The organism is Enterobacter sp. BIDMC109, from assembly GCF_001037885.1.
Lineage (GTDB): Bacteria > Pseudomonadota > Gammaproteobacteria > Enterobacterales > Enterobacteriaceae > Enterobacter > Enterobacter hormaechei_C.
Window position 1 is genome coordinate 888,059 of the sequence record NZ_KQ090002.1, and the last position, 23,019, is coordinate 911,077.

General features: G+C 60.7%; 23 protein-coding genes. 14 read left to right on the forward strand and 9 right to left on the reverse strand.

Annotated features, from left to right (window positions below; genetic code table 11):
- Positions 1-66 precede the first annotated feature (66 nt).
- Entirely contained in the window at positions 67-297 is a 231-nt protein-coding gene (locus SK62_RS04250) for a SymE family type I addiction module toxin (RefSeq protein WP_017692767.1), read from the reverse strand.
- Between the two features lie 175 nt (positions 298-472).
- Here SK62_RS04250 and SK62_RS04255 point away from each other — a divergent pair, with 175 nt between their 5' ends.
- Entirely contained in the window at positions 473-817 is a 345-nt protein-coding gene (locus SK62_RS04255) for a nitrous oxide-stimulated promoter family protein (protein ID WP_022649174.1), read from the forward strand.
- Between the two features lie 61 nt (positions 818-878).
- Here SK62_RS04255 and flhA read toward each other — a convergent pair whose 3' ends face one another.
- The 6 genes from flhA to hypA all read right to left on the reverse strand — a co-directional run bounded on the left by flhA (position 879) and on the right by hypA (position 6,626).
- Entirely contained in the window at positions 879-2,951 is a 2,073-nt protein-coding gene (gene flhA, locus SK62_RS04260; RefSeq protein WP_017382808.1) for a formate hydrogenlyase transcriptional activator FlhA, read from the reverse strand.
- Positions 2,952-3,013: 62 nt separating this feature from the next.
- A complete protein-coding gene (gene hypE, locus SK62_RS04265) occupies positions 3,014-4,024 on the reverse strand; it encodes a hydrogenase expression/formation protein HypE (protein WP_047719249.1) in 1,011 nt (336 codons plus the stop codon).
- Positions 4,021-5,142, reverse strand: a complete 1,122-nt coding sequence (gene hypD / locus SK62_RS04270; RefSeq protein ID WP_032671927.1) for a hydrogenase formation protein HypD — start codon at positions 5,140-5,142, stop codon at positions 4,021-4,023. The genes hypE and hypD overlap by 4 nt, the downstream gene beginning before the upstream one ends.
- A gap of 3 nt (positions 5,143-5,145) precedes the next feature.
- Complete coding sequence (locus SK62_RS04275) at positions 5,146-5,418, reverse strand: HypC/HybG/HupF family hydrogenase formation chaperone (RefSeq protein ID WP_015571696.1); 273 nt, start codon at positions 5,416-5,418, stop codon at positions 5,146-5,148.
- Positions 5,409-6,272, reverse strand: a complete 864-nt coding sequence (hypB, locus tag SK62_RS04280; RefSeq protein WP_017382805.1) for a hydrogenase nickel incorporation protein HypB — start codon at positions 6,270-6,272, stop codon at positions 5,409-5,411. Before hypB ends, SK62_RS04275 begins: the two co-directional genes overlap by 10 nt.
- Before the next feature lie 3 nt (positions 6,273-6,275).
- Positions 6,276-6,626: a hydrogenase maturation nickel metallochaperone HypA gene (gene hypA, locus SK62_RS04285; protein WP_006811742.1), complete on the reverse strand. Its 351-nt coding sequence runs from the start codon at positions 6,624-6,626 to the stop codon at positions 6,276-6,278.
- Between the two features lie 210 nt (positions 6,627-6,836).
- Between hypA and hycA the strand changes: the two genes are divergently transcribed.
- From hycA to SK62_RS04335, 10 genes are all read left to right on the forward strand, one after another.
- A complete protein-coding gene (hycA, locus tag SK62_RS04290) occupies positions 6,837-7,301 on the forward strand; it encodes a formate hydrogenlyase regulator HycA (protein WP_017382804.1) in 465 nt (154 codons plus the stop codon).
- A 72-nt stretch (positions 7,302-7,373) separates the two neighbouring features.
- Positions 7,374-7,982, forward strand: a complete 609-nt coding sequence (locus SK62_RS04295) for a 4Fe-4S dicluster domain-containing protein (protein ID WP_017382803.1) — start codon at positions 7,374-7,376, stop codon at positions 7,980-7,982.
- Entirely contained in the window at positions 7,979-9,793 is a 1,815-nt protein-coding gene (gene hycC, locus SK62_RS04300) for a formate hydrogenlyase subunit 3 (RefSeq protein WP_023304318.1), read from the forward strand. The genes SK62_RS04295 and hycC overlap by 4 nt, the downstream gene beginning before the upstream one ends.
- A gap of 1 nt (position 9,794) precedes the next feature.
- Positions 9,795-10,718, forward strand: coding sequence for a respiratory chain complex I subunit 1 family protein (locus SK62_RS04305; RefSeq protein WP_017382801.1), 924 nt, complete (start codon positions 9,795-9,797; stop codon positions 10,716-10,718).
- A 15-nt stretch (positions 10,719-10,733) separates the two neighbouring features.
- Positions 10,734-12,443, forward strand: a complete 1,710-nt coding sequence (locus tag SK62_RS04310) for a hydrogenase large subunit (protein WP_047719250.1) — start codon at positions 10,734-10,736, stop codon at positions 12,441-12,443.
- A gap of 9 nt (positions 12,444-12,452) precedes the next feature.
- On the forward strand, positions 12,453-12,995 hold the full coding sequence (locus SK62_RS04315) for a formate hydrogenlyase complex iron-sulfur subunit (RefSeq protein WP_023295328.1): 543 nt from the start codon (positions 12,453-12,455) through the stop codon (positions 12,993-12,995).
- Positions 12,995-13,762, forward strand: coding sequence for an NADH-quinone oxidoreductase subunit B family protein (locus SK62_RS04320; protein WP_023295327.1), 768 nt, complete (start codon positions 12,995-12,997; stop codon positions 13,760-13,762). The genes SK62_RS04315 and SK62_RS04320 overlap by 1 nt, the downstream gene beginning before the upstream one ends.
- Entirely contained in the window at positions 13,759-14,169 is a 411-nt protein-coding gene (locus tag SK62_RS04325; protein WP_017382798.1) for a formate hydrogenlyase maturation HycH family protein, read from the forward strand. Before SK62_RS04320 ends, SK62_RS04325 begins: the two co-directional genes overlap by 4 nt.
- Positions 14,162-14,617, forward strand: a complete 456-nt coding sequence (gene hycI / locus SK62_RS04330; protein WP_023295326.1) for a hydrogenase maturation peptidase HycI — start codon at positions 14,162-14,164, stop codon at positions 14,615-14,617. The genes SK62_RS04325 and hycI overlap by 8 nt, the downstream gene beginning before the upstream one ends.
- A 140-nt stretch (positions 14,618-14,757) precedes the next feature.
- On the forward strand, positions 14,758-15,912 hold the full coding sequence (locus tag SK62_RS04335; RefSeq protein ID WP_080346137.1) for an IS481 family transposase: 1,155 nt from the start codon (positions 14,758-14,760) through the stop codon (positions 15,910-15,912).
- A gap of 82 nt (positions 15,913-15,994) precedes the next feature.
- Here SK62_RS04335 and SK62_RS04340 read toward each other — a convergent pair whose 3' ends face one another.
- Positions 15,995-17,419, reverse strand: coding sequence for a 6-phospho-beta-glucosidase (locus SK62_RS04340; RefSeq protein WP_047718556.1), 1,425 nt, complete (start codon positions 17,417-17,419; stop codon positions 15,995-15,997).
- 18 nt (positions 17,420-17,437) lie between these two features.
- A complete protein-coding gene (gene ascF, locus SK62_RS04345; RefSeq protein ID WP_047718551.1) occupies positions 17,438-18,889 on the reverse strand; it encodes a PTS cellobiose/arbutin/salicin transporter subunit IIBC in 1,452 nt (483 codons plus the stop codon).
- A 189-nt stretch (positions 18,890-19,078) separates the two neighbouring features.
- On the opposite strand from ascF, the gene SK62_RS04350 reads away from it, so the two are divergent.
- From SK62_RS04350 to hypF, 3 genes are all read left to right on the forward strand, one after another.
- On the forward strand, positions 19,079-20,116 hold the full coding sequence (locus SK62_RS04350) for a LacI family DNA-binding transcriptional regulator (protein WP_328759124.1): 1,038 nt from the start codon (positions 19,079-19,081) through the stop codon (positions 20,114-20,116).
- 133 nt (positions 20,117-20,249) lie between these two features.
- Positions 20,250-20,795 (forward strand): electron transport protein HydN, encoded by a 546-nt coding sequence (gene hydN / locus SK62_RS04355; protein WP_017382793.1) that lies wholly within the window; start codon positions 20,250-20,252, stop codon positions 20,793-20,795.
- A 6-nt stretch (positions 20,796-20,801) separates the two neighbouring features.
- Complete coding sequence (hypF, locus tag SK62_RS04360; RefSeq protein WP_047718546.1) at positions 20,802-23,018, forward strand: carbamoyltransferase HypF; 2,217 nt, start codon at positions 20,802-20,804, stop codon at positions 23,016-23,018.
- Position 23,019: the final 1 nt, after the last annotated feature.

Here is a 23,019-nt window from a genome sequence, read left to right on the forward strand (position 1 = left end):
CAATGGCCGATTGTTCCTTCTATTGTCGCATGAAAAAAAGGTGCGGCGCAGAAAAAAGTCACGACTTTACGAGGCATCTTCCACCATTAATTCAATGATGATTTTCCCGTGCTCGACGCCCACCCGAACCTGCGAGTTGGTGGTAAATCCCGCTTGCTCAAGCCAGTCGCCTTTCAGGCTCAGCGCTGCGTGTACGCTGTAGCGTTTTGGAATTTTCGTTTTACGGTCTTCATGACGTTTTCTGAAGTAACCCACTTTCAAGTGACGATAGGGTTTGGCGATCGCGATCTCTTGCATAAGCTCTCCGGTGAATGCGGTCAAAGGTGGTTATTTATGCCTGTATAAAATACCAGTAAAACGCAGCGGGGGGCGGGGTAATTCTGGAAGGGCGCTTCAGAAAATGGAATGCAATGACTGAAAATGTGCGGATAAAAGGGTATTATAAATGCACTTTATTGTTGAGGACGACGTTATGTCCGGTAAACGTATTTCACGAGAAAAAAAGACGATCGCCAGAATGATCGCCCTGTACGAAAACAGGTGTCCGCACGCCATAAAAGAAGAGGGGCACTATTCGGCGCTCAAGGCTTATGCCGATAAGCGGCTGGATAAATGCGTGTTTGGTGAGGAAAAACCTGCCTGCAAACAGTGCCCTGTGCACTGTTATCAGCCCGCCCGACGGGAAGAGATGAAGCAGGTGATGCGCTGGGCAGGGCCACGTATGTTATGGCGCCATCCGATTCTGACCATCCGTCATCTGATCGACGATCGCCGTCCGGTTCCGGAATTACCCGAAAAGTATCGGCCCAAAAAATAACCGGCTCCGCGCCGCAGTGGGCGACAAATTACGCGCAGGGCGACGTCGCCGGAATGACGGGTTAATTCAGGCTCTCTTTATCGATTCCCAGACGCTTCATGCGCGAGAGCAGGGTGGTACGCTTCAGACCCAGCCGTTGCGCCGCACCTTTCGGTCCGGCTACCACGCCGTTGGTCTCCTTCAGCACTCGCATAATGAGCTGATATTCATCTTCTCCCTCTTTCGCAAGCTCGGTTGCGGTCACGGTCGTTTCAGAAGGAGTAACCTCTGGCAGGGAGAGCTGGAGCACGTTCCCGCGGGTCAGCAGGACCGCGCGTTCAATGACGTTTTCCAGCTCGCGCACGTTCCCCGGCCACTCCATCGCCGAGAGTGTGCGTAGCGTTTCGGCAGGAATACTGTCGATATTTCGCCCCATCCGGCGGGCAATCTTCGCGGTAAAGGCTTTCACCAGCAGCGGAATATCTTCCGGGCGCTCGCGCAGCGGCGGCAGGCAGATCGGGAAGACGTTCAGGCGATAGTAAAGATCGCTGCGAAACTCGCGGTCGGCGACCATTTTTTTCAGATCGCGATTGGTGGCGGCAATCAGACGCACGTCGGTCTGGATCAGCTTGTTGCTGCCGAGGCGCTCGAACTCCTGCTCCTGCAAAACGCGCAGCAGCTTGGGCTGAAGCTCCAGCGGCATATCGCCCACTTCGTCGAGGAACAACGAGCTTTTATCCGCCAGTTCAAAACGGCCCAGCCGCTGGCTGCTGGCGCCGGTAAAGGCGCCACGCTCGTGGCCGAACAGGTCGCTTTCCAGTAAGCCCGCAGGCATCGCCGCGCAGTTCATCTTCACCATCCGGCGGCTGTTGCGGTTGCTCAGGTTGTGGATCGCCCGGGCAATCAGCTCTTTCCCGGTGCCGGTTTCACCGAGGATCAGCACCGTGCTGTCGCTCTGCGCCACCATTTCCACCTGCTTAAGGACGCTGTACATGGCATCGCTGCGCCCGATGATTTCGCCAAACTCGCTGTCCACGTTGTTGAGCTGCTCGGTCAGCGCCAGGTTTTCGTCCACCAGCCGCTCCTTCAGGCGATGGATCTCCTGATAGGCGAGGGCGTTATCCAGCGCAATGGAGATACGCTCGGCGATCTGGCGCAGCAGCTTCAGGTTAGCGGTGGTAAATACGGCTTCATCGCACTGCGCCAGTTTAAGCACGCCGAGCATGGTGTTGCCGGACATCAGCGGCAGCAGGCACAGGGTCTGGATCTTGTTGCCCCAGGTGTTGAACAACATCCGCTCGTAGGGGGCTACCGGATCCTGTTCATTGAGATTGAGCAGCAGGATCTCTTTGCTTTTAAATACCCGCTCGGACAGCGTTCCCGCTTCGTCCACTTCGCTCTGCTCGTGCGCCGGGTTGGCTTCATCAAGGTAGTGGGTGGAGTAGATGTTCAGCTTGCCTTTCCGGTTGCCGCGTAGCGCAATGCTGATGGCATCGATTTTAAAATAGTGATGGATCTCTTTTGACACTTCGCTGACCAGCTCATCCATGTCCAGGCGGGAGAGCACGGCGTTGGTGATGGCAACCAGAATGCGGAAGTTATCGCGCTCGCGGCTCAGCAGGTCGTAATCCACGTTATTGGTGACGCGGCTTTGGATCTGCTCCGCGACAACGGCCACAATCTGGGTAAAGGTGTGCAGGCGTTCGTACTCCGCCTCGCTCCAGGGCTGGTCGGTATCGCGGATAAACTCGCAGCCGCCAAAAATTTGCCCTTCCACCGCCAGCGGCAGCATGCTGTAGTGGCCGAACGGGTGGTAAAGATTGCTCTCTGCCAGCTTCGGCCAGGCCTGGCGAAACTGGTCAAAATTGCAGTGCAGCGCTTCCGGGCGGGAGAGGATACGCCGCACCGGGCCGTGGGCCAGAAACGTTTCATCTTCATATTCGAAGATTTTGCCGTTATCACGCGTTGAGAAATAGCTCGCGCGGTGGGTTGCGCTATGCCAGAGCACAATGGCGGCGCTGTCCGCCAGCGCTGATTGCCTGACCAGCCGCGTCAGGGCATCGCTCAGCGCGCCGAGATCGGGCTGTTGTAAAAGTGTGCGCGTGATGTCAAACAGGCCCTGCTGTCCAAGATCGCTCATCGGTGTATACGGCATTGTTGCTTTCCAATAGAAACTGGCAAAAAGAGAAATTCAGCGCTGACCGCTTTTGGCGCGGTCTAGCAAATTCGGGGTAACGGTTCAGCGTGCGGCAGATCCAGCGTGCGCTTCACGCCGTAAAGCCCGGTCAGGCGCACCCCTTTGCGCTCAACCACGTCGCCGATGATGGCCGCGTCTTTCCCTAAAGGATGCGCGCGCAGCTGTGCAAGTACGGCTTCCGCCGCCGCGCGTTCCACGCCGATCACCAGCTTGCCCTCATTGGCAAAGTTAAGCGGGTCTAGCCCTAATAGCTCGCACAGCCCGCGCACGGCGGGCTTAACGGGCAGGCCGCGCTCGGTCAGCTCAATCCCGTAGCCGCAGCTTGCCGCGAACTCGTGCACGACGGCATTCACGCCGCCCCGTGTGGCGTCGCGCAGGGCTTTTACGCCCGGCATGTCGCGCAGCGTCTGGATCAGCGGCGTGAGTACCGCGCAGTCACTGCGAAGTTCCCCGTCCAGCCCCAGGCCTTCACGCAGGTTCAGGATGGTTGCCCCGTGGCAGCCCAGCGTGCCGCTGACAATCAGCACGTCGCCTGCGCAAAGCTGCTGCGCGCCCCAGTGAATGTCGGCAGGGATCGCGCCCATCCCGGCTGTGTTGATGAAGAGCTTATCCGCCGCGCCGCGCTGCACCACCTTGGTATCCCCGGTGACGATGGCGATCCCCGCCTCGCGGGCGGTGTGCGCCATGCTGTTGACCACCGCCGTGAGCGTCTCCATTGGTAACCCTTCTTCGAGGATAAACCCGCAGGAGAGGTAGCGGGGGATCGCGCCGCTGACGGCGACGTCGTTTGCCGTGCCGCAGACGGCGAGCTTGCCGATATCGCCTCCCGGGAAGAACAGCGGGTCAATCACGTAGCTGTCGGTAGAGAACGCCAGCCTGTCACCGTGGGCGGTCAGGGCCGCGAGGTCAATACGCGCCTGATCTTCCTGCTCGGCGAGCCAGGGGTTATTAAAGGCTTCCATAAACAGCCGGTTAATCAGCTGCTGCATCGCCTGTCCACCGCTTCCGTGCGCCATTTCCACCGTGTTCATGCTTCACACTCCTGGTTGCGATAGTGATACCACGCGGCGCATGCCCCTTCGGAAGAGACCATCAGCGCGCCAAACGCGGTTTGCGGGTTACAGGCGTTGCCAAATAACGGGCAGTGATGAGGTTTGCATTTGCCGGTGAGTACGTCGCCACAGCGGGCGCGGGGATCGTCGCACACCTGCTGCGGCTGCGGGCGGAAATGCGCTTCGGCGTCGAAGGCGCGATACGTGGGCGTCAGGTGCACGCCGGATTCGGCAATCAGCCCCAGTCCGCGCCACTCGCTGTCGCCTTCGACGCTAAACACGTCGGCTATGGCCTGCTGTGCCCGTCTGTTACCTGCATCGGGCACCACGCGACGATACTGATTTTCCACCGCACTCAGGGCCGCTATTTTCTGCTCAACCAGCATGGTCACGCCTTGCAGTAGATCAAGTGGCTCGAAACCAGCCACCACTAACGGACGATTGTACTGTTCAGCGATAAAACCGTAGGCTTCTGTGCCGATCACCATGCTGACGTGGCCCGGCGCCAGAAACGCGTCGATACCGTTATCCGGCGCTTCAAGCAGGCTGCGCAGCGTGGGAATAAGCGTGATGTGCTGGCAGAAAAAGTAAAAGTTAGTGACGTTGCGGGCTTTCGCCTGCTGGAGGGTAATGGCGGTGGCGGGCATGGTGGTTTCAAAACCCAGCCCGAAAAAGACGACCTTACGCTCAGGATTAGCCATCGCCAGCGTCAGGGCATCCATCGGTGAGTAGACGATCCGCACGTCCGCGCCGCGCGCCTTCGCCTGGAGCAGCGAGCCATTTTTTCCCGGAACACGCATGGCGTCGCCAAAGGTGCAAAAAATCACACCGGGGCGGCTGGCGATGTCGATACAGCTGTCGATGCGCCCCATCGGCAGCACGCACACCGGGCAGCCGGGGCCGTGGATAAACTCGATGTTCTCCGGCAGCAGCTGGTCGAGGCCAAATTTAAAGATGGCGTGGGTGTGTCCGCCGCACACCTCCATGATCCGCAGCGGTTTTTCTTTCGTGTAGTCCAGCAGCGAGGCGCGGGTTTTCAGGCGATCGATAAGCTGCAACACCTGCTCCGGCGCGCGATATTCATCAACGTAACGCATGTGTTATCGCTCCTCGCCATACAGCAGGGCGCCCACGTCCGGCTCGACGTCAAACATATTCTGTAGCGCATCCAGCGTGTCGCGGGCTTCTTCCTCATTAATCACGCTCATGGCAAAACCCACGTGAACCAGCACCCACTGGCCGAGACGCGTTGCGCCGGTCTCATCGTGGCTGCCTACCAGCGTCAGGTCGACATCGCGCAGGATGCCGCAGACCTCCACTTTGGCCTGATTGCCGTCGAGGGAATGAATTTGTCCGGGGACGCCTATGCACATCGTTCGTTCTCCAGCCAGTTCAGCCAGGCGTCCATCCCGTCGCCGCGCGTGGCGGAAAGCAGCAGGATCTCAATGTCCGGGTTCACTTCCCGGGCGTAAGCCAGGCACTTATCCACGTCGAAATTCAGGTACGGCAGCAGGTCGACCTTGTTCAGCAGCATGAGGGAGGCGGCGGCAAACATATGCGGATATTTCAGCGGCTTGTCTTCTCCTTCGGTCACGGAGAGCACCGCCACTTTATGCCGCTCGCCGAGGTCGAAGCTTGCCGGGCAGACCAGGTTGCCGACGTTTTCAATAAACAGGATACCGTTATCCGCCAGCGGCAGGCGCGGGGCGGCGTCGGCAATCATCTGCGCGTCCAGGTGGCACCCTTTCCCGGTGTTGACCTGAATCGCAGGCGTACCGGTTTCGCGGATGCGCGCGGCGTCGTTTACCGTTTGCTGGTCGCCTTCGATTACGGCGCAGGAGACGTGTTCGTTCAGACGTTTAAGGGTTTCGGTCAGCAGCGTGGTTTTACCGGAGCCGGGGCTGGAGACCAGGTTCAGCACCAGCTGTTCGCGCGCGGCAAAGCGGGCGCGATTGCGGGCGGCGAGCTGGTTATTCTTGTCCAGCACGTTGATCTCCACCTCCAGCATCTGGCGCTGGCTGATGCCCGGCGCGTGCGTACCCGCTTCGCCATGGCCGTAATGGAGGTCGCCCGCGTCGGAACGCTGCGGGGCAAAGGTGATGCCGGTCAGTGCCGCCGCGGGACGCGGGGCAGGGGAAAAGGGCGCGGAGCGAAACGCGGAGTGGGGACGGTGTTCATCCCCTTCTATATACAGGTTGCCTTCAGCGCAACCGCAGGTACTACACATACATTACTCCTTCTCGATTTCGAGGCGTTGGATCTGCATACCGTCATCCGCCACGATGCGCAGCCCGCTGCTCTGGCACTGCGGACAGCGCTGCACCTTCGATGACAGCAGCGTGACGTACTCCTGACACTGCTCGCACCAGCACTCTGCCTGCTGCTCTTCAATATGCAGCTCGCAGCCTTCCGCCAGCGTGCCGCGGCATACCAGCTCAAAACAGAAGGTGAGGGCGCTGGTCTCGACGCAGGAAAACGCCCCGACCTTCAGCCAGACGCCGGTGACGCGTTTCGCGTGGTTTTGCACTGCCTGCTGTTCGATAAGTTCCAGTGCCCGCTGGCAGAGGGTAATTTCGTGCATGACGCCTCCTTAATGAATTGCCCCTTCAATGCAATAACGGTGCCAGCTTGATTTGCGTTATGGCGTGACGATGTCAACGCTGTCGAAATGACACGTCGACACCGCGGCGATGACAGTGCGCTTCTCTTTAAAATCCATTTAAATCAATAAATTAAAAACTGGCACGAAATCTGCTTAACAGCCGCTAACTCCATTAACCGGATACCTTTTATGACTATTTGGGAAATTAGCGAAAAAGCGGATTACATCGCGCAACGTCATCAGCAGCTCCAGGAGCAATGGCACCTGTACTGCAATTCACTGATCCAGGGGATTACGCTGTCGAAGGCCCATCTGCATCACGCCATGAGCTGTGCGGCGCAGGGGGATATGCGTTTTGTCCTGTTCGGTCACTTTACGATTTACGTCACCCTGGCGGAGACCTTCAACAGCCACACGATTGAGTACTACGTCGAGACGAAAGAGGGCGACAGGCACTGCATCGCCCGGGCGCAGCTGATGGCGGACGGCATGGTGGACGGTCATGTCAGCAACCGCGATCGCCAGCAGGTGCTGGAGCACTATCTGGAGAAAATCGCGCCGGTTTATAACGGCCTCTACGCCGCCGTTGAGCACGATCGGCCAGTCAACCTGAAACAGCTGATCGACGGAAAATCCTCCGCGAACGTGGCCTGAAAAGCGAGTGTCGAGAAGTGTCGATAAGACAGTTTTTTTCGTCAAAAATGACTATCACCAGAGGATGACCCGGTGAACCGTTTTGTAATTGCTGACTCGACGGTCTGTATTGGCTGTCGGACCTGTGAGGCGGCGTGCTCGGAAACGCACCGCCTGCACGGGCTACAGTCCATGCCGCGCCTGCGCGTCATGCGTAATGAGAAAGAGTCTGCCCCGCAGCTCTGTCACCACTGTGAAGACGCTCCGTGCGCGGGCGTCTGTCCTGTCAATGCCATCACCCGCGTTGACGGCGCGGTACAGCTGAACGAAAGCCTGTGCGTGAGCTGCAAGCTGTGCGGCATCGCCTGTCCGTTCGGCGCCATTGAGTTTTCAGGCAGCCGCCCGCTGCATATTCCGGCGAATGCTAATACTGCGAAAGCGCCGCCTGCGCCACCGGCTCCGGCACGCGTGAGTACGCTGCTGGACTGGGTGCCGGGCATTCGCGCCGTTGCGGTGAAGTGCGATCTGTGCAGCTTCGATGAGCAGGGTCCGGCCTGCGTGCGGACCTGCCCGACCCGGGCGCTGGTCCTGGTCAACATCCGCGACATCGCTCGCACCAGCAAACGCAAGCGCGAGCTGACCATCAATACCGACGTTGGCGATCTTTCGCTGCTGCGGGCGCTTAACGAGGGGGCGAAATGAACGCGATAGTTATGATGACCAGCGGTGTGGCCTGGTTTGCCGCCGCCGCTGTCCTGGCGCTGCTTCTCTCCTTCCATAAAACGCTGAGCGGGGTGATCGCCGGTATCGGCGGGGCGGTCGGCAGCCTGATGACGCTGGCGGCGGGCGGGGTTGTCCTGATCGACGGCCAGTCTGTTGACACCCTCATCCCGCTGATTCACCACGCCGTTGAGCTTACGCCGCTGAACGCCATCTGGCTGATAACCTTTGGCCTGTGCGGGCTGTTTATCAGCCTGTTTAATATCGACTGGCACCGACATCAGCACACCAAAGCCAACGGCCTGCTGGTTAACCTGTTGATGGCCGCCGCGGTCTGTACCGTTATCGCCAGCAACCTCGGCGCGCTGGTGGTGATGGCAGAAATCATGGCCCTGTGCGGCGTGTTCCTGACCGGATGCAGCGCCTCCGGCAAGCTGTGGTTTGCGCTCGGACGTCTCGGCACGCTGCTGCTGGCGCTGGCCTGCTGGCTGGTGTGGCAGCGTTTCGGCACGCTGGATTTTGCCATGCTTAACGGCCAGCCGCTGGGCAACGACGTCTGGACGTTGGGCGTAGTTGGTTTTGGCCTGCTGGCCGGGATAATCCCGCTGCACGGCTGGGTGCCGCAGGCGCATGCCAATGCCTCAGCCCCGGCCGCTGCGCTGTTCTCCACCGTGGTGATGAAGGTCGGTCTGTTCGGCATCCTGATGATAACCCTGACGGGCGGTCAGCCGCCGCTGTGGTGGGGCGTGGCGCTGCTGATTGCAGGGATGATCACCGCGTTCGTCGGCGGGCTGTACGCGCTGATGGAGCACAACATCCAGCGTCTGCTGGCGTACCACACCCTGGAGAACATCGGGATTATCCTGCTCGGCATGGGCGCGGGCGTCACCGGGCTGGCGCTCAACCAGCCGGCGCTGATTGCCGCCGGGTTTATTGGCGGTCTGTATCACCTTATCAACCACAGTCTGTTTAAAAGCACCCTGTTCCTCGGTGCGGGCAGCGTCTGGTTCCGCACCGGGCACCGCGATATTGAAAAGCTCGGCGGGATTGGCAAAAAAATGCCCGTCATTTCGCTGGCGATGCTGGTCGGGCTGATGGCGATGGCTGCGCTGCCGCCGCTGAACGGCTTTGCCGGCGAGTGGGTGATTTATCAGTCCTTCTTCGCCCTCGGCCAGAGCGAGGCGTTTATCGGGCGTTTACTCGGCCCGCTGCTGGCGGTGGGCCTGGCGATCACCGGCGCGCTGGCGGTGATGTGTATGGCGAAGGTTTACGGCGTCACCTTCCTGGGCGCGCCGCGCACCCGCGAAGCGGAAAACGCCTGCTGCGCACCGCTACTGATGGGCGTAAGCGTGGTCGCACTGGCGCTGTGCTGCATCGCGGGCGGCGTCGCCGCGCCGTGGTTGCTGCCGCTGCTGGGCCACGCCATTCCGCTGCCGCTGGTCACGGCGCATACCGTCGTTTCCCAGCCGATGATGGCGCTGCTGCTGATTGCCGCGCCGCTCCTGCCGTTCGTGCTGATGCTGTTCTTCAGACGCGACCGTCTCGCCTCCCGCTCGCGCGGCGCGGCGTGGGCCTGCGGCTACGAACATGAGCAGTCGATGGTCATCACCGCCCACGGTTTCGCTATGCCGGTGAAGGAGAACTTCGCCGCCGTGCTGAAGCTGCGCCATTGGCTGAACCCGGTGGGCTGGGTGCCAGGCTGGCAGGGTGCCGCCGTGCCCGTGCTGTTCCGCCGCCTGGCGCTGATCGAGCTGGCGGTGCTGGTGGTGATTGTCATTTCACGAGGAGCCTGACATGAGTCTGTTACTGGCAATTCTTCAGGCGCTGGTGCTGTTCGCCGCCGCGCCGCTGCTGTCGGGCATCACGCGCGTGGCGCGCGCCCGGCTGCACAACCGTCGCGGGCCTGGCGTGCTCCAGGAGTACCGCGATCTCTTCAAACTGCTTTCCCGTCAGAGCGTCGCGCCGGACGCCGCAGGCTGGGTGTTCCGCCTGACGCCGTTTGTGATGGTGGGCGTGATGCTGACCATCGCCACCGCGCTGCCGGTAGTGACGGTGGGCTCGCCGCTGCCGGTGCTGGGCGATCTGATTACGCTGATCTACCTCTTCGCCATCGCGCGTTTCTTCTTTGCGATTGCGGGTCTGGATACCGGCAGCCCGTTTACGGGTATCGGCGCCAGCCGCGAGGCGATGCTCGGCGTGCTGGTTGAGCCAATTCTGCTGCTGGGGCTGTGGGTTGCCGCACAGGTTGCAGGCTCGACCCATATCAGTTTTATCACCGACACCGTTTACCACTGGCCGGTTTCACGTTCTCTCCCGCTGGTGCTGGCGCTCTGCGCCTGCGCGTTCGCCACCTTTATCGAGATGGGCAAGTTGCCGTTCGATCTCGCGGAAGCGGAGCAGGAATTACAGGAGGGGCCGCTCACCGAATACAGCGGCTACGGCTTTGCGGTGCTGAAGTGGGGCATCAGCCTCAAGCAGCTGGTGGTGTTGCAGATGTTCGTCGGCGTTTTCTTCCCGTGGGGGCAGATGACGCACTTCTCTGCGGGCGGCCTGCTGCTGGCCGTGGTGGTGGCTGTGCTCAAGCTGCTTATCGGCGTGCTGGTGATTGCCCTGTTTGAAAACAGCATGGCGCGCCTGCGTTTTGTCGAAACGTCACGCATCACCTGGGCCGGTTTTGGTTTTGCATTTTTAGCGTTCGTCTCCTTGCTGGTGGCGTGATTAAAGAGAGTGTTTATGTCTGAAGAAAAGAAAGGTCAGCAGTATCTCGCCGCATTGCATCAGGCTTTCCCGGGCGTGGTGCTCGAGGAGTCCTGGCAAACCAAAGACCAGATCACCGTCACCATTAAGGTGAACTATCTGCCGGAAGTGGTGGAGTTTCTCTACTACCAGCAGGGCGGCTGGCTGTCAGTGCTGTTCGGCAACGACGAGCGTCAGCTGTGTGGCAACTATGCGGTGTACTACGTGATGTCGATGGAGCAGGGGGAGAAGTGCTGGCTCACCGTGCGCGTAGAGGTCGATCCGGCTAAACCGGAATACCCCTCCGTCACGCCGCGCGTGCCTGCCGCCGTCTGGGGCGAGCGCGAAGTGCGCGACATGTATGGTCTGGTGCCGGTTGGCCTGCCTGACGAGCGTCGCCTGGTGCTGCCGGACGACTGGCCGGATGAACTCTATCCGCTGCGCAAGGACAGCATGGACTACCGCCAGCGCCCGGCCCCGACCACCGACAGCGAAACCTACGAGTTCATCAACGAGCTGGGCAGCAAGAAGAATAACGTGGTGCCGATTGGCCCGCTGCACGTTACCTCCGACGAACCGGGCCACTTCCGCCTGTTCGTCGACGGCGAGAACATTATCGACGCCGACTACCGCCTGTTCTACGTCCACCGCGGCATGGAGAAGCTGGCGGAGACCCGCATGGGCTACAACGAAGTCACATTCCTCTCTGACCGCGTGTGCGGCATCTGCGGCTTTGCCCACAGCACCGCCTACACCACCTCGGTGGAAAACGGCATGGGGATCGTGGTGCCGGAACGCGCGCAGATGATCCGCGCCATTCTGCTGGAGGTGGAGCGCCTGCACTCGCACCTGCTGAACCTCGGCCTGGCCTGCCACTTCGTTGGCTTTGACTCCGGGTTTATGCAGTTCTTCCGCGTGCGCGAGGCGTCGATGAAGATGGCGGAGATCCTTACCGGGGCGCGTAAAACCTACGGCCTGAACCTGATCGGCGGGATCCGCCGCGACCTGCTGAAAGACGACATGATTCAGACCCGCCAGCTGGCGCAGCAGATGCGGCGGGACGTGCAGGAGCTGGTGAATATGCTGCTCAGCACGCCCAACATCGAGCAGCGCACCGTCGGCATCGGTCGTCTTGATGCGGAAATCGCCCGCGACTTCAGCAACGTCGGTCCGATGGTGCGCGCCAGCGGCCACGCCCGCGATACCCGCGCCGATCACCCGTTCGTCGGCTACGGCCTGCTGCCGATGACCGTGCACAGCGAGCAGGGCTGCGACGTCATCTCCCGCCTGAAGGTGCGCATCAACGAGGTATTCACCGCGCTGAACATGATCGACTACGGCCTCGATAATCTGCCGGGCGGCCCGCTGATGGTGGAAGGCTTCACCTACATTCCAAACCGCTTTGCCCTCGGCTTTGCCGAAGCGCCGCGCGGGGACGACATCCACTGGAGCATGACCGGCGACAACCAGAAGCTCTACCGCTGGCGCTGCCGCGCGGCCACCTACGCCAACTGGCCAACCCTGCGCTACATGCTGCGCGGCAACACGGTTTCCGATGCGCCGCTGATCATCGGCAGCCTCGACCCGTGCTACTCCTGCACCGACCGCATGACCGTCGTGGACGTGCGCAAGAAGAAAAGCCAGGTGGTGCCGTACAAAGAGCTTGAGCGCTACAGCATTGAGCGTAAAAACTCGCCGCTGAAATAAGGACTCGCCATGTTTACCTTTATCAAAAAAGTGATCAAAACCGGCACGCAGACCAGCAGCTATCCGCTGGAGCCGATGCCGGTGGATAAAAACTTTCGCGGCAAGCCGGAGCACAATCCGCAGCAGTGCATCGGCTGCGCGGCCTGCGTCAACGCCTGCCCGTCGAATGCCTTAACGGTGGAAACGGACCTGAAAACCGGCGAGCTGGCCTGGCAGTTTAACCTCGGGCGCTGCATCTTCTGCGGCCGCTGCGAGGAGGTCTGCCCGACGGTGGCCATTCGCCTGTCTCAGGAGTACGAGCTGGCGGTGTGGAAAAAAGAGGACTTCCTCCAGCAGTCGCGCTTTGCGCTGTGCAACTGCCGCGTCTGCAAGCGTCCGTTCGCCGTGCAAAAAGAGATCGACTACGCCATCGCGCTGCTGAAGCACAACGGCGACGTCCGCGCGGAGCATCACCGCGAAAACTTCGAAACCTGCCCGGAGTGCAAGCGTCAGAAGTGCCTGCTGCCGTCCGACCGTATTGATATCACCCGCCATATGAGAGAGGCCAGCTGATGGAAAACCTACTGGGCCCGCGCGATGCTAACGGCATTCCTGTGCCGATGACGGTGGACGAATCCATCGCCAGCATGAAGGCGTCGCTGCTGAAAAAAATCAAACGCTCGGCCTACGTCTACCGCGTGGACTGCGGCGGCTGCAACGGCTGCGAGATTGAGATCTTCGCCACGCTGTCACCGCTGTTTGACGCCGAGCGCTTCGGCATCAAAGTGGTGCCGTCTCCGCGCCATGCGGACATTCTGCTGTTTACCGGGGCCGTCACCCGCGCCATGCGATCCCCCGCGCTGCGCGCCTGGCAGTCCGCGCCGGACCCGAAAATCTGCATCTCGTACGGTGCCTGCGGCAACAGCGGCGGCATCTTCCACGACCTGTACTGCGTCTGGGGCGGCACCGACAAAATCGTGCCGGTTGATGTTTACATTCCAGGCTGTCCGCCAACGCCTGCCGCGACGCTGTACGGCTTTGCGATGGCGCTCGGCCTGCTGGAGCAAAAAATCCACGCCCGCGAGCCGGGCGAGCTGGACAACCAGCCTGCCGCCATTCTGCACCCGGACATGGTGCAGCCGCTGCGGGTGAAGGTTGACCGCACGGCGCGGAAACTGGCGGGCTATCGCTATGGCCGCCAGATTGCCGACGATTATCTGCGCCTGCTGAGCCAGGGCGACCATCAGGTGGCGCGCTGGCTGGAGGCGGAAAACGATCCGCGACTCAATGAGATCGTGGCGAACCTGAACAGCATCGTGGATGAGGCGCGTATCCGATGAGTGAAACGGTGGTGTTCAGCCAGCTGAGCCGTAAGTTTATTGATGAGAACGATGCCACGCCGGCTGCGGCGCAGCAGGTGGTCTATTACAGCCTGGCGATTGGGCATCACCTAGGGGTGATCGACTGCCTGGAGGCGGCGCTGAGCTGCCCGTGGGCCGATTACCTGGCGTGGATCGCCACGCTGGAGGAGGGCAGCACGGCGCGGCGCAAGATGGAGGGCGTGCCGAAATACGGCGAGATCGTCATCGATGCCAACCACATTGCGATGCTCGCCAACGCCTTTGACGAGGCGCTGAGCAGGCAAACCCCCGAGCAGCAGGCGTGGAGCAAAACGCTGCTTAGCATGCTGCACGATATTCATCAGGAGAGCGCCATCTACCTGATGGTGAGGAGATTACGTGACTGACGTTTTACTGTGTGTCGGCAACAGCATGATGGGCGACGACGGTGCGGGTCCGCTGCTGGCGGAACTGTGCGCCGCAAACCCGCCGGGCAGTTGGGTGGTGATTGACGGCGGCAGCGCGCCGGAAAACGACGTGGTGGCCATTCGCGAGCTGCGCCCGGACAGGCTGTTAATCGTTGATGCCACCGATATGGGGCTCAACCCCGGTGAGATCCGCCTGATTGACCCGGACGACATCGCCGAAATGTTTATGATGACGACGCACAATATGCCGCTGAACTACCTGGTCGATCAGATTAAAGACGACGTGGGTGAGGTGCTGTTTCTGGGGATTCAGCCGGACATTGTCGGGTTCTATTACCCGATGACGCCGCCGGTGAAAGAGGCGGTGGACGTGGTCTATTCACGGCTTGCCGGGTGGGTTGGGGATGGGGGATTTTCTCAGCTCTGAGCAGTGCCGGGTGGCGGCTTCGCCTTACCCGGCCTACCAAACCCATCCCCCTCTCCCTGTGGGTGTACGGTCCGGGGACATAGTGAACACTTGTTCGGGGACATGGTAGACACTTACAACTAAGGCATAAGAACCCGTTTATGGAGTCGCTTATGCCCTGGGATGCGAGAGATACCATGTCATTACGTACCGAGTTTGTTTTGTTCGCCTCGCAGGACGGGGCGAACATCCGTTCCCTCTGCCGTCACTACGGCATTTCCCCTGCCACCGGCTACAAGTGGCTTCAGCGCTGGGTTCAGGAAGGCGCCGCCGGCCTTCAGGACCGCCCGCGCATACCGCACCATTCCCCGAACCGCTCGTCAGACGACATCACTGCCCTGCTGCGCATGGCACATGCCCGTCATGAACGCTGGGGAGCCCGCAAGATTAAGCGCTGGCTCGAAGACCAGGGACACACCATGCCTGCCTTCAGCACCGTCCATAACCTGATGGCCCGCCATGGCCTGCTGCCGGGAACGGCGCCCGGTATTCCGGCTACGGGCCGCTTCGAACACGATGCGCCGAACAGGCTCTGGCAGATGGATTTTAAGGGCCACTTTCCCTTTGGCGGTGGCCGCTGCCATCCGCTCACCCTGCTGGATGACCACTCCCGTTTTTCCCTGTGCCTGGCGCACTGTACCGATGAACGGCGCGAGACCGTGCAGCAGCAACTGGTCAGCGTGTTTGAGCGTTACGGCCTGCCGGACCGGATGACGATGGACAACGGCTCGCCGTGGGGTGACACCACCGGCACCTGGACGGCGCTGGAGCTGTGGCTGATGCGCCACGGTATCCGGGTGGGCCATTCCCGGCCTTACCATCCGCAGACGCAGGGCAAGCTGGAGCGTTTTCACCGCAGCCTGAAGGCGGAAGTGCTACAGGAGAGATGGTTCGCGGACAGCGGTGAGTTGCAGCGCGCTTTCGACCACTGGCGGACGGTGTACAACCTTGAACGGCCACATGAAGCGCTGGACATGGCAGTACCGGCCTCGAGATACCAGCCGTCTGCGCGGCAGTACCGCGCCGGCACACCCCCACCGGAGTACGATGAAGGCGTGGTGGTCAGGAAGGTGGATATCAGCGGGAAGCTGAGCATACAGGGTATCAGTCTGAACGCAGGGAAGGCCTTCAGGGGAGAGCGTGTGGGGCTGAGGGAGACACAGGAGGACGGCTGCTATGAAGTATGGTGGTACAGCACGAAAGTGGGGATGATCGACCTGAAGAAAAAGTCGATCATCATGGGTAAAGGATGTTAAAAAGTGTTCACCATGTCCCCGAACACCTGTCTACCATGTCCCCGGACTGTACATGGGAGAGGGCTGGGGTGAGGGCAACAGGCTACTCCAGATCCCCCCCGTTACTCGCAATCACCTTCTTATACCACCAGAATGATTTCTTGCGCTTGCGGTCCAGCGTGCCGTTCCCGGCGTCGTCCCGTTCGACGTACACAAACCCGTAGCGCTTGCTCATTTCCCCCGTTGAGGCCGAGACAAGGTCAATGCAGCCCCAGGTGGTGTAGCCCAGCAGCGGTACGCCGTCCTCAATCGCATCAGCCATCGCGCGAATATGCTCGCGCAGGTAGCTGATTCGGTAGTCGTCGTTGATCTCGCCGTTTTCATCAATGACGTCCTTCGCTCCAAGGCCGTTTTCCACCAGGAACAGCGGCTTCTGGTAGCGGTCGTACATCATGTTCATGGTGATGCGCAGGCCGAGCGGGTCAATGCCCCAGCCCCATTCGCTCACCTGAATGTGCGGGTTGCGCAGGGACTTCACGATGTTCGCCGCGCTGGTGTTTCCCGCGTTCATGTCCGCCGACGCGCAGCGCGAGGCGTAATAGCTGAACGAGACAAAGTCGACGGTGTTTTTCAGCAGTTCATCGTCGCCCGGGTCTTTCACAATCACCACGCCTTTCTCGCGGAACACGCGGGCAGAGTAAGCCGGATAGCTGCCGCGCGCCTGCACGTCGATAAAGAACAGGTTCTCGCGGTCTTTCTCCAGCGCCATCCACACGTCTTCCGGCTTGCAGGAGTACGGGTAGAAATTGCCGCCCGCCAGCATGCAGCCGACGTGGTTTTCCGGGTTCACCTCGTGGGCGATTTTGGTCGCCAGCGCGCTCGCCACCAGCTCGTGGTGCGCGGCCTGGTATTTCACCTGATCTTCGTTTTCACCTTCTTCAAATACCAGCCCCGCGCCGGAGAACGGGCTGTGCAGCATGATGTTGATTTCGTTGAAGGTCAGCCAGTATTTCACCAGCCCGTTAAACGCCTCGAAGCAGGTGCGGGCGTAGCGGGCGAAGAAATCCACCATCTTACGGTTGCGCCAGGAGCCGTACTCCGTCACCAGGTGCATCGGCACGTCGAAGTGGCAGAGCGTCACCAGCGGCTCGATGTTGTACATTTTACACTCCTCGAACACCGCGCGGTAGAAGGCAATGCCTTCCTGATTCGGCAGCGGTTCGTCGCCGTTCGGGTAGAGGCGGCTCCAGGCAATCGAGGTGCGGAACACCGTAAAGCCCATCTCCGCCATCAGGGCGATGTCTTCTTTGTAGCGATGGTAAAAATCAATCGCCTCGTGGCTCGGGTAGAATTCGTCGTCCCGCAACGAAAACCGTTTTTCCTTGCCGACTTTTACCGCCAGACGGTTTGCGCCGTGGGGGATCATGTCGACCGTCGTCAGTCCTTTGCCGCCTTCACGGTAAGCCCCTTCACTCTGGTTGGCGGCAAGCGCGCCGCCCCATAAAAATCCTTGTGGAAAAACAGACATTCTTACCTCGCTTTCAGTTTATGCTTCTGCTGCTTTGTTCTGTACCGGTGCGGTTTGCAGGGCGCGTGCTTTTTCGGCTTCGTCTTCTACCGGGATATCCTCAAACCCTAACAGCAGGGTTAGCACAAACGACAGCACTACCGCCAGACCCATCACGCCAAACACCCAGACGATGGTCATCGGGTTGGCCGGGTCGAAGAACTGCACGCTGGTAAACAGCCCCGGCGCCGCCATCGAATGGCTGGCAAGGCCTGCCATGCCTACCACCGCGCCGCAGATAAAGCCGCTGATCAGGCTCGCAATCAGCGGACGCTTCAGGCGTACCGCTACGCCGTACAGGGCCGGTTCAGAGATCCCCGCCATGATGGCGGAGGCCGCCGCGGCCAGCGCCGTCTGGCGCAGCTCCGGATTTTTGGTTTTCCACGCCACCGCCAGCGACGAACCGCCGAGCGACAGGTTGGCGCCGATCTCCGACGGCATCACCATCCCTTCTTTGCCCGTTTCGGCAATGGTCTGGATGATGGTCGGCGTAAACACGCGGTGCATCCCGGTCATCACCAGCAGCGGCCACAGCGCGCCCATAATGGCAACGGAGAGCCAGCCCAGATAGCCGTGAATGGTGTAGACCAGCGCGGAGATGGCGCTGCCGATCCAGATCCCGAGCGGGCCAATCAGTACGATGGCGAGCGGGGCGGCAATCAGCACGATCAGCATCGGCTTGAGGAAGTTTTTGGTCACCGCCGGGGTAATGCGATCCACCCAGCGTTCGATGTATGACAGGCACCAGGTCATCACCAGGGCGGGGATCACCGTGTAGGTGTATTTCACCGCCGTCACCGGAATGAAGGCGAACTCAACGTGCTCGCCCTGCGCGGCTTTCGCCATCAGCTCGATAAAGCTCGGGTGAACCAGAACGCCCGCGATGGCGATTGCCAGCGACATGTTGGTTTTGAACTTCACCGCCGCGGACGCCGCCACCATCAGCGGCAGGAAGAAGAACGCGCCATCGCCGATAACGGTCAGGATCGTCAGCGTCGGGTCGCCTTTGCCCAGCACGCCGGTCATCTCAAGGATCATCGCCAGCAGCTTGACCATCGACCCGCCGATGATCGCCGGGATCAGCGGAGACATGGTGCCGATCAGCGCGTCGAGGATCCCGGCGCCAATCCGGCGCAGCGTGAGCTTCTGTGGACCTTCCGCTACGGCAGGTTGCAGGTTAGCGGGCAGCAGGCTCACCACTTCACGGTATGCCTGGGACACGGTGTTGCCGATGATCACCTGACACTGGTTGTCGTTGCGCACCACGCCGAGCACGCCGCTGATGCTTTTCAGGCGTGCGGCGTCGGTAAGGCTTTCGTCTTTAAGAACGAAGCGCAGGCGCGTCATGCAGTGGGTGACGGCGACGATGTTCTCTTTGCCGCCCAGCGCGCTAACGACGTCGGTCGCCAGCGCAGCGTAATTTTTTGCCATCGGATGTGATCCTGTTATCGTTGTGTGAAATGTAGGAAACCGGTTTCACATAATCATCATGAGTTTCTTTTAATGAAACAAGACTACTTTTTATGCATTTTTTCGTTTCGTGATGACGATCACTCGTGGCCGTAAAAAGCGTGATAACGCCGCTGCGACAATTTTTCTGCGGTGCAGTACACTGCGCCCATCAGGTTCAGACGGAATAATAATATGACCACGATGCTGGAAGTGGCGAAGCGGGCAGGCGTATCAAAAGCGACGGTCTCCCGGGTACTGTCGGGGAACGGTTACGTCAGCCAGGAGACGAAAGACCGCGTGTTTCAGGCCATCGAAGAGAGCGGGTATCGCCCCAATCTGCTGGCGCGAAACCTGGCGACCAAACGCACCCAGACCCTGGGGCTGGTGGTGACGAACACCCTGTACCATGGGGTCTACTTTAGCGAGCTGCTGTTTAACGCCGCGCGGATGACGGAAGAGAAGGGGCGTCAGCTGATCCTGGCGGACGGCAAGCACAGCGCCGAAGAGGAGCGCGAGGCGATCCAGTACCTGCTCGACATGCGCTGCGACGCGGTAATCATCTATCCGCGTTTTCTGAGCGTGGAAGCGCTGGACGAGATCATTGAGAAATGCGAGCAGCCGATCATGGTGCTCAACCGCCGTTTGCGGAAAAACAGCAGTCACAGCGTCTGGTCCGATCATAAAGCGTCGTGTCAGGACGCGGTATCGCAGCTGATTGAGAAAGGCCACCGGGAGATTGCGTTTATCACCGGTTCGCTGGATTCCCCCACCGGGGTGGAGCGTCTTTCCGGCTACAAGGACGCGCTGGCGCAGCACGGGATTGCAGTTCGCGACGCGCTGATCGCCGAAGGGAAGTGGAACCCGGCCAGCGGCGCGGCGGCGGTCTCTCAGTTGCTCACCCGCGGCGAAACGTTTACCGCGCTGGTGGCGAGTAACGACGACATGGCGATTGGCGCCATCAGGCAGCTGCACGAGAGCGGCGTCGCCACGCCGGGCGCAGTGTCCGTCATCGGCTTTGACGATGTGGCAATCGCGCCCTATATCGTGCCGTCCCTCTCCAGCGTGCGTATTCCAGTAACGGAGATGATTCAGGAGACCATCAGCCGTCTTATTTTCATGCTCGACGGCGGTGAGTTTAAGCCTCAGCAAACCTTCTCCGGCGAGCTTATCCTGCGCGGCTCCGTCATTGACGGCCCGCATCGCTGACGTCGACATCTGTCATCGTCACTAATGACGATGACAGATCCTTCTCTTTTAAATTTCCCTATAAAATCAATTCATTAAATATTGGCACGGTTTATGAATAGCTTCGCGCATAACAGTTATGCCGGAGAAGCAGATGAACCGTTTTATTATGGCCGATGCCAGCAAATGCATTGGTTGCCGTACCTGTGAAGTGGCGTGCGTGGTGTCCCATCAGGCAGAGCAGGATTGCGCCTCTCTCACCCCTGATACCTTCCTGCCGCGCATCCACGTCATTAAAGGCGTGAATATTTCTACCGCCGCTATCTGTCGCCAGTGCGAAGACGCGCCGTGCGCCAACGTCTGTCCGAACGGGGCGATTAAGCGCGAGAAAGGCTTCGTGCATGTGATGCAGGAGCGCTGCATCGGGTGCAAAACCTGTGTGGTGGCGTGTCCGTATGGCGCGATGGAGGTGGTGGTTCGCCCGGTGGTACGCAACAGCGGTATCGGGCTGAGCGTACGCGCGGAGAAAGCCGAAGCCAATAAATGTGACCTCTGCTACCACCGCGACGCCGGTCCGGCGTGTATGGAAGCCTGTCCGACGCATGCGCTGGTCTGCGTCGATCGCGACAAGCTCGAACAGATGAGTGCCGAAAAACGCCGCCGCGCGGCGTTCGACACCTCGTCATCGCTGCTGTTTTAAATTGCGATGCGCGTTAACGGCGTACAGCTTCGGGTGCGCGGCAAGGTGCAGGGGGTAGGATTTCGTCCCTTCGTCTGGCAGCTTGCGCACCAGCTGGGGCTGGCAGGCGACGTCTGCAACGACGGAGAGGGTGTCCTGGTGCGTCTCGCGGGCAGTGGGGGTGACTTTACCGCGAGACTGCGCCAGGACTGCCCACCGCTGGCGCGCATCGATCGCATTGAAACGCAGCCGTTCAGCTGGAGGACGCTGCCGGACGAGTTTGTCATCCGCCACAGCGAGAGCGGGGCGATGGACACGCAAATCGTCCCGGATGCCGCCACCTGTCCCGCATGCCTGGCGGAGATGCGCGATCCCCGCGAACGTCGCTACCGCTACCCGTTTATCAACTGCACCCACTGCGGGCCGCGGTTTACCATTATCCGCGCCATGCCCTATGACCGCCCGGCCACGTCAATGGCGCCATTCCCGCTCTGTGTGCCCTGTGAAACGGAGTACCGCAACCCGGCTGACCGGCGTTTTCACGCCCAGCCGGTGGCCTGCCCGGATTGCGGACCGCAGCTGGAGTGGCGAGCCGGGGAGGCTGCTGCCACCCGCGAATCGGCGTTAAGCGCGGCGGTGGCGATGCTGAAAGTCGGCGGGATTGTGGCGGTCAAAGGGCTGGGCGGTTTTCACCTGGTCTGCGACGCGCTTAACCCGCAGGCGGTTCGGAAATTACGGGCACGCAAGCAGCGCCCGACCAGGCCGCTGGCGGTGATGATCCCGCATGCGGACGATCTGCCGGAGGCCATCCAGACGCTGTTACGTTCACCCGCTGCGCCGATTGTGCTGACGCCAAAAGCCTGCCTTCCTGCGTTTCCTGAGGAGATTGCGCCGGGGCTGGATACGGTCGGCGTGATGCTGCCTGCGAACCCGCTCCAGCATTTGCTGATGCTGGACTGCCAGCGCCCGCTGGTGATGACCTCCGGCAACCTCAGCGGCCATCCACCCGCCATAAGCAACCAGCAGGCGCTGGAAGAACTCAGTGACATCGCTGACGGCTTCCTGCTGCACAACCGCGACATCCTGCAACGGATGGATGATTCAGTGATGGACCAGGAGGGCACGATGCTGCGTCGCGCACGCGGTTTTGTGCCGGATGCCATCACATTGCCCGCCGGATTCCGCGACATCCCGCCCATGTTATGCACCGGCGCGGAGATGAAAAACACCTTCAGCCTGGTGCGTGGCAACCAGGCGGTGCTGAGCCAGCATTTTGGCGATCTGAGCGACGAGGGGGTAGAGGCGCAGTGGCGCAGTGCGCTCTCGACGATGCAGGACATCTACGCCTTTCAGCCTGAGCGCGTGGTGTGCGATGCCCATCCGGGTTATCACGCACGACTGTGGGCCCGGGCGCAGGCGCTGCCCGTTGAGACCGTGCTGCATCATCATGCGCATGCGGCAGCGTGTCTGGCGGAGAATGGCTGGCCGCTCGACGGCGGGGATGTTATTGCCCTGACCCTGGACGGGATCGGAATGGGCGAGAACGGCGCGCTGTGGGGCGGCGAGTGCCTGCGGGTGAACTATCGCGACTGCGAACGGCTGGGCGGTCTGCCAGCCGTTGCGCTGCCGGGGGGCGATCTGGCGGCAAAACAGCCGTGGCGCAATTTGCTCGCCCACTGTCTGGCGTTCGTACCTGACTGGCAGCAGTACCCGGAAACTGAGGTGGTACAGCGTCAAAACTGGCCGCTGCTGGCAACGGCTGTGTCGCGCGGTATCAATGCGCCGCGGGCCTCCTCCTGTGGTCGTCTGTTCGACGCTGTGGCCTGTGCGTTGGGTATTGAAACGCAACGCTATGAGGGCGAAGCCGCGTGCCGGCTGGAGGCGCTGGCCGAACGCTGCGCAGGGGTTGATCATCCGGTGACGCTCCAGACGGATAACCTTGCGCTGTTCTGGCAACAGTGGCTTACCTGGCGGGCGGAGCCCGGCGAGCGCGCCTGGGCTTTTCACGATGCGCTGGCAAAAGGGCTGAGCGTACTGGCGGCAACGCATGCCCGCCGACGGTCGCTCACGACGGTGTGTTTCAGCGGAGGCGTCCTTCACAACCGCCTGCTGCGCGCGCGCCTTCGTCATTACCTTTCTGATTTCACGCTTCTTTTTCCTTCGCGCCTGCCCGCAGGCGACGGAGCGATCTCCTTCGGGCAGGCGGTGGTTGCTGCCGCCCGATCATGTTCACAAGGGATTTAAA

Coding starts and splice junctions, on each gene's coding strand:
- hypA (WP_006811742.1), bottom strand. CDS start 6,626: ATGCACGAAATTACCCTCTGCCAGCGGGCACTGGAACTTATCGAACAG.
- ascF (WP_047718551.1), bottom strand. CDS start 18,889: ATGGCAAAAAATTACGCTGCGCTGGCGACCGACGTCGTTAGCGCGCTG.
- SK62_RS04250 (WP_017692767.1), bottom strand. CDS start 297: ATGCAAGAGATCGCGATCGCCAAACCCTATCGTCACTTGAAAGTGGGT.
- flhA (WP_017382808.1), bottom strand. CDS start 2,951: ATGCCGTATACACCGATGAGCGATCTTGGACAGCAGGGCCTGTTTGAC.
- SK62_RS04335 (WP_080346137.1), top strand. CDS start 14,758: ATGGAGTCGCTTATGCCCTGGGATGCGAGAGATACCATGTCATTACGT.
- SK62_RS04320 (WP_023295327.1), top strand. CDS start 12,995: ATGGAAAACCTACTGGGCCCGCGCGATGCTAACGGCATTCCTGTGCCG.
- hydN (WP_017382793.1), top strand. CDS start 20,250: ATGAACCGTTTTATTATGGCCGATGCCAGCAAATGCATTGGTTGCCGT.
- hypD (WP_032671927.1), bottom strand. CDS start 5,142: ATGCGTTACGTTGATGAATATCGCGCGCCGGAGCAGGTGTTGCAGCTT.
- SK62_RS04305 (WP_017382801.1), top strand. CDS start 9,795: ATGAGTCTGTTACTGGCAATTCTTCAGGCGCTGGTGCTGTTCGCCGCC.
- hypB (WP_017382805.1), bottom strand. CDS start 6,272: ATGTGTAGTACCTGCGGTTGCGCTGAAGGCAACCTGTATATAGAAGGG.
- hycC (WP_023304318.1), top strand. CDS start 7,979: ATGAACGCGATAGTTATGATGACCAGCGGTGTGGCCTGGTTTGCCGCC.
- SK62_RS04325 (WP_017382798.1), top strand. CDS start 13,759: ATGAGTGAAACGGTGGTGTTCAGCCAGCTGAGCCGTAAGTTTATTGAT.
- SK62_RS04340 (WP_047718556.1), bottom strand. CDS start 17,419: ATGTCTGTTTTTCCACAAGGATTTTTATGGGGCGGCGCGCTTGCCGCC.
- SK62_RS04255 (WP_022649174.1), top strand. CDS start 473: ATGTCCGGTAAACGTATTTCACGAGAAAAAAAGACGATCGCCAGAATG.
- SK62_RS04275 (WP_015571696.1), bottom strand. CDS start 5,418: ATGTGCATAGGCGTCCCCGGACAAATTCATTCCCTCGACGGCAATCAG.
- SK62_RS04315 (WP_023295328.1), top strand. CDS start 12,453: ATGTTTACCTTTATCAAAAAAGTGATCAAAACCGGCACGCAGACCAGC.
- hycA (WP_017382804.1), top strand. CDS start 6,837: ATGACTATTTGGGAAATTAGCGAAAAAGCGGATTACATCGCGCAACGT.
- hypF (WP_047718546.1), top strand. CDS start 20,802: ATGCGCGTTAACGGCGTACAGCTTCGGGTGCGCGGCAAGGTGCAGGGG.
- SK62_RS04310 (WP_047719250.1), top strand. CDS start 10,734: ATGTCTGAAGAAAAGAAAGGTCAGCAGTATCTCGCCGCATTGCATCAG.
- hypE (WP_047719249.1), bottom strand. CDS start 4,024: ATGAACACGGTGGAAATGGCGCACGGAAGCGGTGGACAGGCGATGCAG.